Raw genomic sequence first — 15,977 nt, 5'->3', positions numbered from 1 at the left:
CTCGACATCTAGCGGCCCCAGCGATGCTGTGCGTTCGCGATGAGCGAGTCCGCCGCGTAGCCGACGGCCACGGTCAGCAGCACGCAGGCATAGACCTTGGATGTCTGGAAGTACCGCTGCGCGAGCACGATGACCTCGCCCAGTCCGCCGCCCGTGACCATCTCGGCCGTGAAGACGGTGATCAGGCCGATCGGAAAGGCGATGCGCAGGCCGGTGAGGATGGAGGGCAGCGTCGCAGGCATCACCACGCGCGGGATCAGCGCGAGCGGCGACGTCCCCATCGAACGTGCGGCCCACAGCATCTTGGTCGGAATCTGTTCGGCGGCCGCCTTGGCTGAAAGAAGGAAGGGAAAGACGCAGGTCACGAAAACCAGAACGATCTTCGACGCATCCTCGATTCCGAACCAGAGCGTGACAACGGGGATCAGCGCGATCTTCGGCATCGGAAAACCGAGCGCGGTGACGGGCTCGAACGCCCAGCGCAACCACTTGAATCGCGCCAGCATGTAGCCCAGAGGTACGCCGACCACCAGCGCGATGCCGATGCCGAGCACGGCGCGGTACAGGCTGACCCCCAATGCCGGCAGCAGGTCCCCGCCTGCGAGGCCGGCGCCCAATGCCTGGAGCACGTCGCTCAATGCGGGCAGGAACAGCGGGCGGACCCAGCCCGCCCGGGCCACGAGTTCCCAGGCGAGTGCCAGCAGGACCAAGGGATAGACGGCAACCCCTGCGGCACTCGCCAGACCCAGGACCTGGCGGGCCGGCTGTCTAGCGCTGGCCATCGGAGACCTCCTGCCAGCGCAGCGCGCGATCCGAAAAGGCGACCAGCGCGACGTCGCTGAGGTAAGCCACTGCGACCACGACGATCAAGGACGCGAACATGTAGTCGTAGCTTCCGGAGTCGCCGTACTGGAAGATCAGCTTGCCGATGCCCTGGTTGGACACGATCATCTCGCACGCGATCACCACCAGGAACGCGAAGCCCAGCGCGATGCGCAGGCCGATCAGGATCGCAGGCACGGTCGCGGGGAGCAGCACGCGCGTGAGAACGGTCCATTTCGACGCGCCCATCGACTGCGCGCTCCACCGCAAGACCGTGGGCACCTCGCATGCGCCGCGGTAGGTGTAGAGCACGATGGGCAGCAGGGACGTCACCGCGACGATCACCACATTGGTCGCCGTGCCGACGCCGAACCACAGCACCAACAAAGGAATGAGGGTGGTCTTGGGCAGGGCGTAGGTCGCCTTGAGCAGCGGGTTGAAAAAGCGCTCGGCCCCGCGGCTCGTGGCCATCCAGAGACCCACGGGAACGCCGATGACGAGACCCATGCCAAGGCCCAGTGCGCCCGATCGCAGCGTGGCGCCCAGGTTGGCGGCCAGTTCGCCTCCCCTCAGCAGGTCTGCGAAAGCCTTCAACACGGCCGCGAGCGAGGGCATGAACGCCGGATCGACCCCGCCCCATTGCGTCGCGCCCTGCCACAACGCCAGCGCGGCGGCGAGGGTGAGCAGGCCGCAGGCCCGCCGCTTCCACGCGGAGGACGGCGAGAAGGCTGGCGAGGGCGCCGGTGAGGGCCGCGACAGGGAGAAGTCGGTGCCGCTCAAGCCTGGACCTCGGACAGTGAAGCCTTGACCTGCTCGCGCACCGACAGCCAGACCTGGTTGTGCAGCTCGGTGAACTGAGGCGACAGCATGATCTGCTCGCGTTCGAGTGCGTGGTCGATGGTGCTCGTGTAGTGCGCCACGATGCGACCTGGACGCTTGGACATCACATAGATGTCGTCGGACAGGTAGGCCGCTTCGTGCAGGTCATGCGTGACCATGAGCACCGTCATCCCGGAGGATTGCCACATGCGGAGCAGTTCGTCCTGCATGAGTTCACGGGTCTGCGAGTCGAGCGCGCCGAAGGGTTCGTCGAGCAGCAGGATGTCGGGTTCGTAGGCGAAGGTCCGCGCCAGTGCGACCCGCTGGCGCATTCCGCCCGAGAGCTCACGGGGATACCGCGCACCGAAGCCCTCGAGATGCATGAGCTGGAGGTAGCGGTGGACGGTGTCGCGCACTTCCTCTTTGGAGGCGCCCTTGGATTGGAGGCCGTAGGCAATGTTCTGGCTCACCGTGAGCCAGGGGAACAGCGCGTATTCCTGAAAGACCACCCCGCGATCGATGCCCGGGCCGGTGACCGATCGGCCCAGCGCCTCGACCACGCCCGAACTGGGGGACTCGAAGCCCCCGAGGATGTAGAGCAGGGTGCTCTTGCCGCAGCCGGACGGTCCCACCAGGCTTGCGAACCTGCCCCGCTTGACCTCCAGTGTGGCCTGGTGCAGCGCGGTGACGTTCTGGCTGCCGTCGCCGAATGTCTTGCTGACTTCGCGCAGGGAGATCCCCGCGTCCTGCGAAGCGCTCAAAGCTTGCATGCCGCGGGCAGGAACGAGGAGTCCACGCTGTGGGCCAGCGAAACCGCGTTGGGCAACAGGCCGAGCTTGTGCATCGCATCGACCGGCGCCTGCACGTCCGCGACCGAGATGCACGCGTTGATGTCGCGGTAGAAATCCGCCGGCTTCAGGAAGTACTCGTCGAGTTCGGCCTCCGGACTCTTGATGAGCTCGGCCGTGACCTTGACGACGGTCTTGCGATTCGCGGGATCGTAGATCCACGCGCGTGCCTCGACAAAGTCCGCAAGCCATGCCTTGACGGCCGGGCCTTGGGCCTTGAGGAAGGTGTTGCGGGCGGCCTGGAAGAGCACGGGATAGGGGGGCACGACACCCACCGCATCGAAGACGAAACGGATGCCGCCCTTTTTCTTTTCCTGCACCTGGAAAGGCATCGCCAGCACGCCGACGTCGATGCGCTTTTGCCGCAGCGCCGGGCCGATGTTGCCGAAGGGCATCTCGACGACCCGCACATCGCGCTTCGGATCGAGGCCGGCCTTCTCCAGCGCCAGCCGCAGGATGATGTCGACGCTGCCGTTGAAGGCGTTGACCGCCACCGTCTTTCCCTTGAAGTCCGCGACCGTCCTGATGGCGCTGTCTTCCAGCACGACGAAGGGATTCGACGCATAGCCCTTGACGCCGTCCTGATGAATGGCCGCGATCGCGCTCACGCCGCCGGTGACGCCACCGGTCTGGACCAGCGTGGCCAGCGTCGTGAAGGCCAGCGTGCCGATGTCTACCTGATCGGCGGCCAGCAGCGTGGCCACGCCCGGCGTTCCCTTCGCGGTGGTCGCCTCGAGGGTGTAGTCCTTGCCATGGCGCTTGAGCACGTTGGCCTTGAAGTAGTCGCTGAAGATCACCGTTTCGATCTCCCCGGGGCCGACCACCCCGGCCGACGCGTAGCGGATGACCGGCACGGAGGACGCCTTCACGATCGAAGGCATCAGCACGGCGCCTCCCAGGAGGGCGGAAGCCTGGAGGAACCGGCGGCGGGAAGTCGTGGTGCTACGTTCTGTCGGATGGAGCAGGGGATGCATGGTGGAGTGATTCAGATGTTGGACGTTCGGCGCGGCCGAACTCAGTCAGGCAGGGACAGGCCCAGTTGATCGCGGAGGGTCGGACCCTCGTAGGCGGAGCGGAACACGCCGAGGGTCTGCAACTCGGGCACGACAAGCCGTGTGAAGTCCTCGATGCCCCCCGGCAGGTAAGGCATCTGGACCATGAAGCCATCGCACGCGCGCTCGTCGAACCAGCGCTTGAGCGTGCGCGCGACTTCCGCGCCGGTGCCGTTGAAGTCCCGCAGCGGCCCGATGGCATAGCGCGTACCGATTTCCGACAGCGACAGGCCCTGCTTCTGGCTCAACTCGGCGACTTCCTTGTAGTGGCCCTGAACGCCGGGCGGTGCGATGGCGGGCAGGACCTCGTCGAGCGGGAACTCCGAGAGGTCGATGTCCAGGTGGTAGGACAGCGTCGACAGTCCCGCCTCCGGGCTGGTCAGTCGGTCCAGGAGCGCCTGCTTCTCCTGCGCGATGGCAAGGGTCTCGCCGACGACCGGCACGACCCCCAACAGGACATGGACGTCGTCGGGATTGCGTCCGTGCCGCGCCACGCGCTCCTTGATGTCGCGATAGAAGGCTTGCGCCGAGGTGATCGACGAGTGCGTGACGAAGATGACTTCCGCCCATTTGGCCGCGAAGTCCTTGCCGCGATCCGAAGCCCCTGCCTGGATGAACACCGGCCGTCCCTGCGGCGGCCGGCTGACGTTGAGTGGACCTTCGACATCGAACCATTCGCCCTTGTGCGAGATGGCCCGGACCTTGGCAGGGTCCGCGAACAGGGGCGTCGTCTTGTCGAGCACCACGGCGTCCTGCTGCCAGCTCTCCCACAGCTTGCACGCCACCGACAGGAACTCGTCTGCGCGGTCGTAGCGCTGGTTCTTGTCGGGCAGGCCTGCCTGGCCGAAGTTGGCCGCTTCGGCCGGCTGGAACGAGGTCACGATGTTCCACGCGGCCCGTCCCGCACTCAGGTGATCGAGCGTGGCCAAGGAGCGAGCCAGTTGGAAGGGCTCGATGTAGGAAGTGGAGATCGTGCTGGCCAGGCCCAGCCGCTTGGTTGCCGTGGCCACGGCGGTGAGCACCACGACCGGGTCGAGCCGCAACGCGCCCAGGGCACCATGGATCAGCTGGCTTGCCGCGCTGTTCCTGAACTTGTGCGGGACCGCCAGGATATCGGGAATGAACAGCATGTCGAAGAGACCGGCTTCGAGCTGGCGTCCGATTTCCTGGTAGTAATCCAGCGAAAGAATGTCCGTCCGGGCGCTGGGATAGCGCCAGCCGCCATGGTGACCGGAGACCGGCCCCGCCATCACGTAAGCGGCGAGCTTGATTTGACGCGAACGCTGCGATTTCATTTGGACCTAACGACGGTTGAAGAGCTTGCCGGTCAATTCATTCATATCTGTTTATCAAATAACGATATGGATATTTCAAATAAAGCCATCAGGCAATCTTGAATTGCCGACTTCTGAAAGGGCGCAGTGCCAGCCAGCGCATGCGACTTTGAGTAACAATCAGGAGGCGCTGGCGATATTTTCGATTTGTAAAAAATTCCTGCTTGCGCCGACGGGTTTGATTGTAGAAGTTCGATTGCAAACCGGATTGTTTGCATTAATAAAACGTTCTCATAAGCATATTTTTCGATTTCAGAATTATTTTTCGTAAATGGAAATCCAATGAGCGCACTCCCCCATGACATCGATGTGCCGTCGCTCGACCACGCGTTCGCCACGCGGCTGCGCCAGATCATTGCGAAGGTCGGCAATGCGAGCACCCTGGCACGTCGGGTAGGGGTGTCGAACAGCGCCCTCACGCGCTACCTGGCGGGCAGCGAACCGTCGCGCCGTGTGTTGATGGCGCTCGCTGATGCGGCCGATGTGTCGCTGGAATGGCTGATCCGGGGAACCGGCCGGGCGCAGCCGTGGGCGCCGACGGATCTGCCCAAGACGATGACCACGCTGCCCCTCTATCGCCTGGCCGGCAAGGAGCCGGGCGTCTTCGGTGACGCGATGCCGACGATCTTTCGCGCCCAGGCGTTCTGCAGCGAATGGCTGCGCGACCAGGACCTGGACAGCGAGCACCTCGCCGCGATGAAGATGCCGGGCGACGCCATGCGCCCCACGTTGAGTTCGGGCGACATCATCCTCATCGACACGCGCCAGAATCAAATCACCGATGGTCGGATCCATCTCATCACCGACCACACGCGCAACCTGCTGCTGCGCCGGCTCCAGGTACACATCGGCGGCCAGGTGCGTGTGCTGGCCGACAACCCCGACTACAACGAAACGACCGTCGATGCCGATCAGCTGACCGTGCTGGGCCTGGTGGTCTGGCGAGGTGCGGTGCTGCGCTGAGCAAACCGAGGGCTTGCGCCGTAGGGCGGAAGACGCCGGCAAATCGCGCGTGATTCCAGAGGCGTGCTGGTGCGCGAGCCCTCGATCGTCCACGGCGCGCGAACGCAACGGTTCGTTGCCGCGTCACCTGCCCGGGCGCCGAACACGGCACACTGCCAGCTGTTCGGCAACCCCCTGGCGGAAGGCGCTCCCGATGACCCCGTTACGTCGTTCCTGCATGGCGGCCCTGGCGCTGCTGTGGTGTCTTGCTGTTCTGCCCACCGCGCAGGCACAGGGCGCCCCGGCGCCGATCCTCACGCCTTTCGTGGTCACGTCGACCGGGGTGGCGCCCGCGCCCTGGCGTTTCAGCACGCTGCCCCACAAGAACGCCACGCGTTTCGAGGTGATGCGCCAGGACGGCCGGACGGTGCTGCAGGTCGAAACCGACAATGCCTACGGCAATCTGGTGCATCCGGTGCACGTCACGCTCGACGCCGGCGCCACGCTGGCCTGGCGCTGGCGGGTCGATCGCTTCGTCGAGGGCGCCGACCTGCGCACCCGCGCGGGCGACGACGGCGCCGCCAAGCTCTGCGTGTTCTTTGCGCTGCCGACCGACCGGCTGTCCTTCGGCGAGCGGGCGCGGCTCGCGCTGGCCCGCAGCGCGACCGGCGAAGACGTGCCGAGCGAAACGCTGTGCTACGTGTGGGACGAGAAGGAGGCGCGCAACACCGCGCTGGTCAATGCCTTCACCCAGCGCATCCGGATGCTGGTGCTGGAGTCCGGCCCGGCCGAGCCGGGCGCCTGGCGCAGCGAGCGGCGCAACCTGCTGGCCGACTACCAGCGGGCCTTCGGCGCGGAGGCCGGCGGGCTGCAGCCCGACGTGGTGGGCGTGGCGGTCTCGGCCGATGCCGACAACACCGGCGGCCACGGCCTGGCCTACTTCGCCGACCTCGACCTGCGCGGCATGCAGGCCGGACCGTCGATGCAGACGGTGCACGGCCCCTGAGCCCTTAGGGCCTGTTCACCGGCCCTAGCGGGCGATGGTCTTGCCCGTGGCCACCTCGGTCACCGTGCCGTCGACCAGGCTGATGCGGTAGATCTCGCGCGTCACGTTGCCGGCGAAGGCCAGCTCGACGATCGACACGTCGCGGAAGGTGGTGGCGATGCCGTCGGGCAGCGCGGCGTTGAACTTGGCCGCTTCCTGGTTCATCGCCGCCTGCACCGCGGGCGTGAAGGGCGCCATGCTGTAGACCAGCGTGTTGTGCGGGTTATGCGAGCGCAGTTCCTTGCCGTCCTTGACCACGTTGACGCCGCTCACGCCCACGGTCTTCACCAGCTCGCGGCCGGCCTCGCCCATCTTGGCGTAGACCGGGCCGGTCACGCGCGGCAGCGGGCCGTCGCGCAGCGGGGCCATGGCGGCGGTGGTCACGGTGTTGTAGGCCATCAGCGCCTCGAAGCCGGGGCCGGTCTTGACGATGCCCAGGTCCAGCCACCAGGGGCGGCCCGCGTCCTTGGCGGCCTCGGTCGTGTAGAAGGTCTTGAGCGTCAGCGCGATCGGTGCGGGCGGCTTGGGCAGCGCCTTGAGCATCTTCAGCGGCGTGCCCGGGTCGGCACTGTGGATGTGCACCACCGTCACGTGCGGGATGTTGAAGTTCTGCGCTTCGGCCTGCAGGCCCAGGCGCACCAGGTCCTGGCGCAGCACCGGGTACACGCGGGCGTCGAGCACGTCGTTCACTTCCTTGGGCAGCTTGTAGACCACGCCGTAGGTGGCGGTGTGGGCGCGGAATTCGGGTTGGCCGATGGCGCTGTTGTCGATGGCGGGCGCCGACGGGCCGGGGGCACTGCAGGCCGTGAGGAACGAACCGAAGACGACGGCGAGGGCCAGGGGCCGGAGGGTGCGGATCATTGGGAAAACTCCATTTTTAAGGACGCGGCGGCTGGTGGCCACCGACGAGGCGAGGCCCTGCGCAGGCGGATTCCTGCGCAGGCGGGGGGAACAACGGTGAATCAGTCGGGCAGCGAAGGCGAGGCGGGCGGGGCCGCGATCACGGCGTGGTCGCTGCGGTCCTTGAGCTGCACGCCGGTGAGCTGCAGGCGCTTGGCTTCGCGGGCCAGCCACCAGAAGCGGCGGGCGGCGGTTTCGGGGTCCAGGCCCTCGGGCCGGATGTTCGAGATGCAGTTGCGCTCGGCGTCGTGGCGGCCGACCGCGGGCTGCCAGGTCAGGTACAGGCCCAGGCTGTCGGGCGAACTCAGGCCGGGGCGCTCGCCGATCAGCATCGCCACCAGTTGCGCGCCGAGCAGCGCGCCGGCCTCGTCGGCCAGTGCCACGCGCGCCTGCTGCGCGATCACCACCGGGCCGAGGCGCCAGTCGGCGGGCGCGTGCGTGCGCAGCGCGGCGATCAGCGGGCGGGCATTGCGCTCGACCGCCAGCGAGGACAGGCCGTCGCCCACCACCAGCAGCAGGTCGCAGCCGGCCACCGGGCTCGGGCCCGCAGCCATGCGCAGCGCCTGCACGCTCGCATCGTCCAGGCGCCGTCCCAGGTCGGGCCGCAGCAGGTAGGCCGCGCGATCGGGCGCGGCGCTGTGGACGGGCACGCTGGCCAGGCCGTCGTCGGCCAGCGCCTGCGCGAGTGCGTCGACGTCGAGGGCCGCATGCACCGCGTCGCGCGCCTGCGCATGGGCGAAGCCGAAGCGCAACAGCTCGCCCGTGGGCATGCTGGCGCCGCTGCGGCCCAAAGCCAGCCGGGCCGCGGTGTAGGCGCGCAGGTCGTCCCAGGGATCGGCGTCGGTCATGGCGTGCCTCCGTCGCCGATGCGCAGCTGGCGCATCTGCTGCAGCGCCGGGTGCTGCGCCGTCAGCGGCAGCATGCGGCCACTCGCATCGCTCAGCTGCATCGCCTGCAGCCAGGCCTCGAACTCGGGGGCGCGTTTCAGGCCCAGCAGCTCGCGCAGGTAGAGCGCGTCGTGGAAGGAGGTGCTCTGGTAGTTGAGCATGATGTCGTCGGCGCCCGGCACGCCCATGAGGAAGGTCAGGCCGGCCGTGCCCAGCAGCGTCATCAGCGCGTCCATGTCGTCGGAGTCGGCCTCGGCATGGTTGGTGTAGCAGACGTCGCAGCCCAGCGGCAGGCCCATGAGCTTGCCGCAGAAGTGGTCCTCCAAGCCGGCGCGGACGATCTGCTTGCCGTCGTACAGGTACTCGGGCCCGATGAAGCCGACGACGGTGTTCACCAGCAGCGGCCGGAAGGCGCGCGCCACCGCATAGGCACGCGCCTCGCAGGTCTGCTGGTCGACGCCGTGGTGCGCATCGGCCGACAGCGCGCTGCCCTGGCCGGTCTCGAAATACATCACGTTGTCGCCCAGCGGGCCGCGCCGCAGCGACAGCGCGGCGTCGTGCGCCTCGCGCAGCAGCGCCAGGTCGATGCCGAAGCTGGTGTTGGCCTTCTGGGTGCCGGCCACCGACTGGAACACCAGGTCGACCGGCGCGCCCTGTTCGATCATCTGCACGGTGTTGGTCACGTGCGTGAGCACGCAGGACTGCGTGGGGATGCCCAGCTTGGCGATCAGCTCGTCGAGCATGTGCACCAGCCGCGTGAGCGCGGGCAGGCTGTCGGTCGCGGGGTTGATGCCGATCACCGCGTCGCCCGCACCGTAGAGCAGGCCGTCGACCATCGAGGCCGCGATGCCGCGCAGGTCGTCGGTCGGGTGGTTGGGCTGCAGCCGCACCGCCAGGTGGCCGGGCAGGCCGAGGGTGTTGCGAAAGCGTGTGACCACGCGGCACTTGCGCGCCACCAGGATCAGGTCCTGCTGGCGCATCAGCTTGCTCACCGCGGCCGCCATCTCGGGCGTGATGCCGGGCGCCACGCGCGCCAGCATCGCGCTGTCGGCCGCCTCGGACAGCAGCCAGTCGCGGAAGTCGCCGACCGTGAGGTGCGCGATCGGCGCGAAGGCCGCGGCGTCGTGCGTGTCGACGATCAGCCGCGTGACCTCGTCGCTTTCGTAGGGCACCAGCAGCTCCTCGAGGAAGCGCCGCAGCGGCACCTCGGCCAGGCACATGCGCGCGGCCATGCGCTCCACCGCATTCGCCGCCGCCAGCCCCGCCAGCACGTCACCCGAGCGCGCCGGCGTGGCCTTGGCCATCAGCGTGCGCAGGTCGGAGAAGGCCCAGGTGGCGGTGCCGAGGGTGTGGCGGTAGGGCATGGCGCGGGTCCGTGGGGGCTCAGGCGACGATGACGCGCTCGCAGGCCTTGCGCAGGCCGGCCAGCGCCGCCACGCCGCGCGCCTTGGCGTCGGTCACGATGACGTCGATGTCGGCGCAGCGCGCGTAGGTCACGCGGCTGGCCACGCCGATCTTGCTGTGGTCGGCCAGGATCACCAGTTGCTGCGCCTGCTCGGCCATGGCGCGCGCCACCGCGGCCTCGTGGTGCGCGAAGCTCATCGCGCCGTGCTTGGCGTGCAGGCCCACGGGCGACATCAGCGCCACGTCGACCCGGAAGCGGCGGATGTCCTCCAGCGTGCCGTCGCCGTGCGTGGCCTGCGTGCCCACGTCGATGCCGCCGCCCAGCAGGCGCACCACGTTGTGCGAGCTGCGGCCCTCGTCGGCACCGGCCAGCTTGAGCGCGATGTTCAGCGAGTTGGTGATCACCGTCATGCCGCTGAGCATGGCGATTTCCTCGGCCAGGATCGCGGTGGTGCTGCCGGCGTCGAGGAACAGCGTCTGGCCCGGGCGCAGCAGGCCGACCGCGGCCTTGGCGATGGCGCGCTTCTCCTTCTGGCGCGCCACCAGCCGCACGGCCAGCGGCGCCTCGGGTTCGGGGCCGGTGGCGACGGCGCCGCCGTGCACGCGGCGCAGCTCGCCCGTGCCTTCGAGTTCGAGCAGGTCGCGCCGCACGGTCTCGCGCGAGACCGAGAGGTCCTGCACGATGCGCTCGACGCTCACGCGCGAGAAGGTGGCCAGCAGGTTGCGGATGCGCAGGAATCGTTCTTCTTGAAGCATGGTGGACAAAACGGTACGGGTTTCAGTGGGCGGCCGGCACGGGGCGGCGCGTGATCAGGTGCAGCAGCAGCGCCATCGCGCCGACCACCGCCATGATGCAGGTGGAGAAGGCCGCGGCCTGGGAAGTGAAGCCGGCCTCGTCGAGCCGCATCACCGTGACCGCGCTCAGCGTGAGCGAGGGCGTGATCAGGAAGATCACGGCCGACAGCGTGACCATCGAGCGCATGAACAGGAACACCGCAATGGCCAGCAGCGTGGTACGCAGCGCGGGCCAGTAGACGTCGGCCAGCACGCGCGCCACGCCGCCGCCCAGCACCGTGGTGGCGTCTTCGAGGGCGACGGGGACGGTGCGCATGCCCGTCATCATGCTCACAAATCCCTGCGTGTGGTGGTGGTAGTAGTTGCACATCGCCAGCAGCACCGCGCTGCCGTAGAGCAGGCCCCAGGGCATGGCGGCCGAATTGAAGGTGAAGACGTAGGCCAGGCCCAGCACCAGGCCGGGCACGGCCACCGGCAGCGCGCTCAGCAGCCGCGCCGCGTTGGCGGTGCGCCCGGGCAGCCGCTGCACGCCGAAGGCCAGCAGGAACAGCAGCAGCGTGCCCACCACCGCGGCGATCAGCGAGACCAGGATCGAGGTCCACAGCGGTGCGTAGCCGCCCGCGATCTGGATGTCGTAGTGCTTGAGCGTGAGGTCGAGCCGGTAGGGCCAGAGCCGGATGAAGCTCGCCACCACCACCGTCAGCACCACCGCGTAGATCGCGCCCACGATCAGCAGCGAAGCCGCGAAGAAGGCGCCGTCGCGCGCCGGCCGGGGCTTGGGGACCGGCGGCTGGGCCGATTCGGCGCCCAGGCCGGCCTGGCGCTGCGCCGCCAGGTGCTCGATGGCCACCGACAGCGCGGCCGGCACCAGCAGCACGATGCCGATCACCGCGCCCATGCCGAACTTCATCTGGCCGCTGACTTGGTTGTAGATCTCGGTGGCCAGCACCTGGAAGTTGCCGCCGATCACCACCGCGTTGCCGAAGTCGGTGATGGTCAGCGTGAACACCACGAAGCCTGCGCTCAGCACGCCGTAGCGCACCCCCGGCAGCGTGATGTCGACGAACTGTCGCCAGGGCGTGGCGCCCAGCACCTCGGCCGCGTCGTACTGGCGCGCGTCACCGTGGCGCAGCGCAGTGCGCAGGATCAGCACCGCCTGCGGCAGTGCGTAGAGCACGTCGGCGATCAGCAGGCCCCAGAAGCCGTAGATCTCGGGCCGCACGCCGAAGGCCTTGCCGACCACGCCGTTGCGCCCCAGCAGGAAGATCAGGCCCAGGCCCAGCACCAGCGAGGGCGCGAGCACCGGCAGCGACATGCCGATGGCGGTGAAGTTGCGCCCGGGCATGCAGGTGCGCTCGATGCCGAAGGCCACGACGAAGGCCAGCAGCAGCGTGACCACCGTGGTCGCGCCGCCCAGCAGCAGGCTGTTGCCCAGCGCGCGCCAGACGCCTGGCGCGTCCCACAGCGCCGCGTAGTTGCCCAGCCCGATGCCCCCGCCCGCGCCGTCCTGCACCAGGCTGCGCCAGGCGATGGCCAGCATCGGCAGGCCGAAGAACAGCAGCAGCCCGGCCAGCGGCAGCCACAGGCAGGCGCGCAGCAGCCAGCGGTCGGCGACGTGCAGGGGCAGCGAGGGCGTCATGCGCGCACCCAGCTGCAGTCGTCGGCGCCGACCGCGAGGAAGACGCTCTGGCCCGGCTGCAGCGGCACGGCGCTCGAGGTCTCGGCCAGCAGCTCATGGTCGTTCCAGCGCAGCCGCACGCGCTGGATGCTGCCCAGGAAGGAGATGTCTGTGACCTGGCCCACCGCTGCCGACGCGGCGCCGAGCCGGATGCGCTCGGGCCGAACGCACAGCAGTGCCTCGGCCTCGGCGAGGCCCGCGGGCAGCGGCGGCAGCGCGGGCACCCACTGGCGCGCGAGCGCGGGCGGCAGCAGGTTGCTGTGACCCATGAAGTCGGCCACGAAGCGGGTGCGCGGGCGCAGGTACAGGTCCTGAGGCGCGCCCTGCTGTTCGATGTGGCCGTGGTTCATGCAGACGATGGTGTCGGCCATCGACATGGCTTCTTCCTGGTCGTGCGTGACCATCAGCGTCGGGATGCCCAGGCTGCGCTGCACTTCGCGCAGCTCGCCGCGCAGGTCGGCGCGCACCCGCGCGTCGAGCGCCGACAGCGGCTCGTCGAGCAGCAGCAGCGAGGGGTTCACGGCCAGCGCGCGCGCGATCGCCACGCGCTGCTGCTGGCCGCCCGAGAGCTGGCCCGGAAAGCGCGTGCCGAAGCCCGGCAGCTTGACCATGTCGAGCAGCACGGCCACGCGCTGGTCGATGGTGGCGGCACCTTCGCCGCGGATGCGCAGGCCGTAGCCCACGTTCTGCGCCACCGTCATGTGCGGGAACAGCGAATAGGACTGGAACACGATGCCGAAGCCGCGCTCGCGCGCCGGCATCTGCGCCAGGTCGCGGCCGTTGAGCGACACGCTGCCGCCGTCGGCGGCCATCAGGCCCGCGATGATGCGCAGCAGCGTGGTCTTGCCGCAGCCGCTCGGGCCCAGCAGGCAGACGAATTCGGCGCCCCCCACGTCGAGTTCGATGCGCTCCAGTGCGGGCTGGCCGCCGAAGCTCTTGTGGAGGTTCCTGATCTGCAGTGCCATGTCGTTTCTGTTCCTTGTTCTTCGATTGCGGCGGTGCGCCTCAGGCCGGTGCGAGCAGCCCCATCGCGGGGTCGCTGATGCCGTCCGCGCCCGTCTCCACCCGGCCGGCGAAGCGGCGCAGGTAGACGTCGCCGTCGTCGGCGTTGGCGCTCACGACGAAGTCGTACCACTGCCGGCTGTAGCTCAGGTCCCAGCGCTGCTGCACGACCTGGCCCGGCGCCAGCGTGAAGGTCCAGGGGCCGTCGGTGCGGTAGGCCGCGGGGGCGATGCGCACGGTGCAGGCGATGTTGCCGAGGTTCTGCAGTTCGAGGTAGACCTCGCCGTTGGCCGTGTCGTAGCAGACGCGGGTCTCGGGCAGGCCCGCGCCGCCGGCCAGCGTGGCCGGCAGCTTGCCGCGGAAGCGCCGGAAGAAGCCGTTGGGGCCGAACACCGACAGGTCGTAGCCGCCGTCCCTGGCCACCGCCCAGCTGTCGTTGAGCATCTTGCCGGCCTCGACCGTGTAGCGGCGCGGCACCGCGTTGAGCGCGAGGTGGTTGTAGACATGGAACACCGCGCCCGCCTTGCCGGTGTTGCTGAACACCAGCCAGAACTGCTGGCGCGCCACGTCGGGCCGGCCGCTGGTGTGCAGTTCGTAGGGCAGGGCGCGCGAGTAGCGCACGCCGCTGGCTTGCAGTGGCAGGCTGCCGGTGCCCGGGGCGGGCGCCGACGGCGTCGGATAGGTCAGTTGTTGCGCAATGGCCGCGTCCGCCGCGGCGCTGGTGATCACCGGCAGCTCGGGCAGCGTGGCGTTGGGGGTGGCGAAGTTGAAGCAGGAGAGCAGGTCGCTGCTGACCGCACGGCGCCAGGCGCTGATGTTGGGCTCGACCACGCCGAAGCGGACTTCGAGGAAGCGGATCACCGAGGTGTGGTCGGCGACCTGGGAGTCGACCCAGCCGCCGCGGCTCCAGGGCGACACCACGTACATCGGCACGCGCCAGCCCATGCCGTAGGGCGAGCCGCGGTAGGGCGCCTTGAGGTCGTTGCGCTCGCCGAGCGTCGACACCGTGCTCTGGCCGGCCGGCGTACCGTCGTCGTTGAGCGAGGGGATGGCGGGCGGCGGCATGTGGTCGAAGTAGCCGTCGTTCTCGTCGAACATGACGAACAGCACGGTCTTGCTCCAGACCGCCGGGTCGGCGGTGAGCGCGTCCAGCACGCGCGAGGTGTACTCGGCGCCCCACAGCGGCGACGAGGGTCCGGGGTGTTCGGAGTACTTGGCCGGCGCCACGATCCAGCTGACCTGCGGCAGCGTGCCGCCCGTCACATCGGCGCGCAGGTCGTCCAGCGAGCGGGTCGACAGCGCGCGGGCCTTGAGCGAGGCCTGGGCCGCGTTCGGCGTGGCCGTGTAGTAGGCGTTGCGGTAGTTGGTGAAGCCTTCAAGCGGGTTGTCGGTGTAGTTGTCCGCCATGTCCTGGTAGACCTGCCAGCGGATGCCCGCGGCCTCCAGCCGCTCGGGGTAGGTGGTCCAGCTGTAGCCCGGCGCGTTGGCGAGGTCGTCGTTGGTGTTGTCGATGGCCGGGCCGCCACCCTGGCCCAGCGGGTCGTTGGTGCCGGTCCAGAGGAACAGCCGGTTCGAGTTGGTGCCCGTGAGTTCGCTGCAGTGGTAGGCATCGCACACCGTGAAGGCGTTGGCCAGCGCGAACTGGAAAGGCATGTCGCTTTCCTTGTAGTGGCCCAGCGCGCGCGCCGTCTTGGCCGCCACCCACTGGTTCATGCGCCCGCCGTTCCAGGCCTGCTGGCCGTCGGCCCAGCTGTGGGCCATGCCGGTGGTGCGCTGCGCGCTGGTGCGGGTGGTGTCGTAGTGGAAGGGCAGGCAGGTCGCGCTGCCGCTGGTGGCCGGCTGGTTCCAGACCGGCTGGCCGTTGGCCAGCGGCACCGGGAAGCGGTCGCCGAAGCCGCGCACGCCGCGCAGCGTGCCGAAGTAGTGGTCGAAGGAGCGGTTCTCCTGCATCAGGATCACCACGTGCTGTACATCGTTGATCGTGCCGGTGTCCTGCGCGGCCGGGATGGCCAGCGCGCGGCGTATGCTGGGCGGCAGTAGGCCCAGCGCGGCGGCGGCACCGGCCGTGCCGGTGGCGGCGCGCAGGAAGCCGCGGCGGCTTGGGGAATGGTCGTCGTTCTTCTTCATGGACGGATCTCGGGAACTCAGGGCGCGCAGCGCACCGATGCAGGGCGCCGGGGCGGGGTGGAAGGGTCTTGCGGCGTTTCGCCCGGCGGCGTCAGTGCGTCGGCAGGCGGGCCGGCGGTGGCCGGGTCGTTGGGCGTGACCACCACCGTGGGCGTGTCGCCGCCCGGGTTGCCGTCGCCCGTGGCCGGGTCGGCGGGAGCGGCGCCGCCGCTGCCACCGCCGCAGGCGGCCAGCGCGCAGGCGAGCGCCGCGGTCGAGAGCCACCGCCAGGCGGCGGGGCGCGAAGCCGGGGCGGTGCCAAGCGTCTGCATGCGGGCCTCCG

The 15,977-nt window shown here is 69.1% G+C and carries 15 protein-coding genes; 2 read left to right on the top strand and 13 right to left on the bottom strand.

The features are described 5' to 3' along the window. Positions 1 to 8: 8 nt before the first annotated feature. The 5 genes from K0H49_RS04740 to K0H49_RS04720 all read right to left on the bottom strand — a co-directional run bounded on the left by K0H49_RS04740 (position 9) and on the right by K0H49_RS04720 (position 4,836). Complete coding sequence (locus tag K0H49_RS04740; protein WP_219209973.1) at positions 9 to 782, bottom strand: ABC transporter permease; 774 nt, start codon at positions 780 to 782, stop codon at positions 9 to 11. After that, a complete protein-coding gene (locus K0H49_RS04735) occupies positions 769 to 1,602 on the bottom strand; it encodes an ABC transporter permease (RefSeq protein ID WP_219209972.1) in 834 nt (277 codons plus the stop codon). Before K0H49_RS04735 ends, K0H49_RS04740 begins: the two co-directional genes overlap by 14 nt. Further along, the gene (locus K0H49_RS04730) at positions 1,599 to 2,411 is read right to left on the bottom strand and encodes an ABC transporter ATP-binding protein (RefSeq protein WP_219209971.1); all 813 of its coding nucleotides are present in this window, start codon (positions 2,409 to 2,411) and stop codon (positions 1,599 to 1,601) included. The genes K0H49_RS04735 and K0H49_RS04730 overlap by 4 nt, the downstream gene beginning before the upstream one ends. Then, entirely contained in the window at positions 2,399 to 3,370 is a 972-nt protein-coding gene (locus K0H49_RS04725) for an ABC transporter substrate-binding protein (RefSeq protein WP_219209970.1), read from the bottom strand. The genes K0H49_RS04730 and K0H49_RS04725 overlap by 13 nt, the downstream gene beginning before the upstream one ends. Before the next feature lie 134 nt (positions 3,371 to 3,504). Continuing rightward, positions 3,505 to 4,836, bottom strand: a complete 1,332-nt coding sequence (locus K0H49_RS04720) for an LLM class flavin-dependent oxidoreductase (RefSeq protein ID WP_219209969.1) — start codon at positions 4,834 to 4,836, stop codon at positions 3,505 to 3,507. A gap of 321 nt (positions 4,837 to 5,157) precedes the next feature. On the opposite strand from K0H49_RS04720, the gene K0H49_RS04715 reads away from it, so the two are divergent. Continuing rightward, on the top strand, positions 5,158 to 5,838 hold the full coding sequence (locus tag K0H49_RS04715) for a S24 family peptidase (RefSeq protein WP_219209968.1): 681 nt from the start codon (positions 5,158 to 5,160) through the stop codon (positions 5,836 to 5,838). 193 nt (positions 5,839 to 6,031) lie between these two features. Next, positions 6,032 to 6,823: a DUF3047 domain-containing protein gene (locus tag K0H49_RS04710; RefSeq protein WP_219209967.1), complete on the top strand. Its 792-nt coding sequence runs from the start codon at positions 6,032 to 6,034 to the stop codon at positions 6,821 to 6,823. A 24-nt stretch (positions 6,824 to 6,847) separates the two neighbouring features. Here the strand turns inward: K0H49_RS04710 and K0H49_RS04705 are convergent, their stop codons facing one another. From K0H49_RS04705 to K0H49_RS04670, 8 genes are all read right to left on the bottom strand, one after another. Next, entirely contained in the window at positions 6,848 to 7,723 is an 876-nt protein-coding gene (locus K0H49_RS04705) for a hypothetical protein (protein WP_219209966.1), read from the bottom strand. 101 nt (positions 7,724 to 7,824) lie between these two features. Further along, positions 7,825 to 8,610 carry an ethanolamine ammonia-lyase subunit EutC gene (gene eutC, locus K0H49_RS04700; RefSeq protein ID WP_219209965.1) on the bottom strand — a complete coding sequence of 262 codons (786 nt, stop codon included), beginning with the start codon at positions 8,608 to 8,610 and terminating at the stop codon, positions 7,825 to 7,827. Continuing rightward, entirely contained in the window at positions 8,607 to 10,013 is a 1,407-nt protein-coding gene (locus tag K0H49_RS04695) for an ethanolamine ammonia-lyase subunit EutB (protein WP_219209964.1), read from the bottom strand. The genes eutC and K0H49_RS04695 overlap by 4 nt, the downstream gene beginning before the upstream one ends. A gap of 19 nt (positions 10,014 to 10,032) precedes the next feature. Further along, positions 10,033 to 10,809, bottom strand: a complete 777-nt coding sequence (locus tag K0H49_RS04690) for a DeoR/GlpR family DNA-binding transcription regulator (protein ID WP_219209963.1) — start codon at positions 10,807 to 10,809, stop codon at positions 10,033 to 10,035. Positions 10,810 to 10,831: 22 nt separating this feature from the next. After that, positions 10,832 to 12,487, bottom strand: coding sequence for an ABC transporter permease subunit (locus K0H49_RS04685; RefSeq protein ID WP_219209962.1), 1,656 nt, complete (start codon positions 12,485 to 12,487; stop codon positions 10,832 to 10,834). Further along, entirely contained in the window at positions 12,484 to 13,491 is a 1,008-nt protein-coding gene (locus K0H49_RS04680; RefSeq protein ID WP_219209961.1) for an ABC transporter ATP-binding protein, read from the bottom strand. Before K0H49_RS04680 ends, K0H49_RS04685 begins: the two co-directional genes overlap by 4 nt. A gap of 40 nt (positions 13,492 to 13,531) precedes the next feature. After that, the gene (locus K0H49_RS04675) at positions 13,532 to 15,655 is read right to left on the bottom strand and encodes a phosphocholine-specific phospholipase C (RefSeq protein WP_219209960.1); all 2,124 of its coding nucleotides are present in this window, start codon (positions 15,653 to 15,655) and stop codon (positions 13,532 to 13,534) included. Positions 15,656 to 15,672: 17 nt separating this feature from the next. Next, positions 15,673 to 15,966 (bottom strand): hypothetical protein, encoded by a 294-nt coding sequence (locus K0H49_RS04670; RefSeq protein WP_219209959.1) that lies wholly within the window; start codon positions 15,964 to 15,966, stop codon positions 15,673 to 15,675. Positions 15,967 to 15,977 lie beyond the last annotated feature (11 nt).

The organism is Variovorax boronicumulans (assembly GCF_019352895.1).
In the GTDB taxonomy this organism is placed as follows: Bacteria; Pseudomonadota; Gammaproteobacteria; order Burkholderiales; family Burkholderiaceae_C; genus Variovorax; species Variovorax boronicumulans_A.
This window is presented reverse-complemented; position numbering and strand designations above follow the sequence as displayed.

What these genes read in the sequence shown, in the direction of transcription:
- K0H49_RS04740 (WP_219209973.1), bottom strand. Translation starts at nt 782, where the DNA reads ATGGCCAGCGCTAGACAGCCGGCCCGCCAGGTCCTGGGTCTGGCGAGT.
- K0H49_RS04730 (WP_219209971.1), bottom strand. Translation starts at nt 2,411, where the DNA reads ATGCAAGCTTTGAGCGCTTCGCAGGACGCGGGGATCTCCCTGCGCGAA.
- K0H49_RS04725 (WP_219209970.1), bottom strand. Translation starts at nt 3,370, where the DNA reads ATGCCTTCGATCGTGAAGGCGTCCTCCGTGCCGGTCATCCGCTACGCG.
- K0H49_RS04720 (WP_219209969.1), bottom strand. Translation starts at nt 4,836, where the DNA reads ATGAAATCGCAGCGTTCGCGTCAAATCAAGCTCGCCGCTTACGTGATG.
- K0H49_RS04715 (WP_219209968.1), top strand. Translation starts at nt 5,158, where the DNA reads ATGAGCGCACTCCCCCATGACATCGATGTGCCGTCGCTCGACCACGCG.
- K0H49_RS04710 (WP_219209967.1), top strand. Translation starts at nt 6,032, where the DNA reads ATGACCCCGTTACGTCGTTCCTGCATGGCGGCCCTGGCGCTGCTGTGG.
- K0H49_RS04705 (WP_219209966.1), bottom strand. Translation starts at nt 7,723, where the DNA reads ATGATCCGCACCCTCCGGCCCCTGGCCCTCGCCGTCGTCTTCGGTTCG.
- eutC (WP_219209965.1), bottom strand. Translation starts at nt 8,610, where the DNA reads ATGACCGACGCCGATCCCTGGGACGACCTGCGCGCCTACACCGCGGCC.
- K0H49_RS04695 (WP_219209964.1), bottom strand. Translation starts at nt 10,013, where the DNA reads ATGCCCTACCGCCACACCCTCGGCACCGCCACCTGGGCCTTCTCCGAC.
- K0H49_RS04690 (WP_219209963.1), bottom strand. Translation starts at nt 10,809, where the DNA reads ATGCTTCAAGAAGAACGATTCCTGCGCATCCGCAACCTGCTGGCCACC.
- K0H49_RS04685 (WP_219209962.1), bottom strand. Translation starts at nt 12,487, where the DNA reads ATGACGCCCTCGCTGCCCCTGCACGTCGCCGACCGCTGGCTGCTGCGC.
- K0H49_RS04680 (WP_219209961.1), bottom strand. Translation starts at nt 13,491, where the DNA reads ATGGCACTGCAGATCAGGAACCTCCACAAGAGCTTCGGCGGCCAGCCC.
- K0H49_RS04675 (WP_219209960.1), bottom strand. Translation starts at nt 15,655, where the DNA reads ATGAAGAAGAACGACGACCATTCCCCAAGCCGCCGCGGCTTCCTGCGC.
- K0H49_RS04670 (WP_219209959.1), bottom strand. Translation starts at nt 15,966, where the DNA reads ATGCAGACGCTTGGCACCGCCCCGGCTTCGCGCCCCGCCGCCTGGCGG.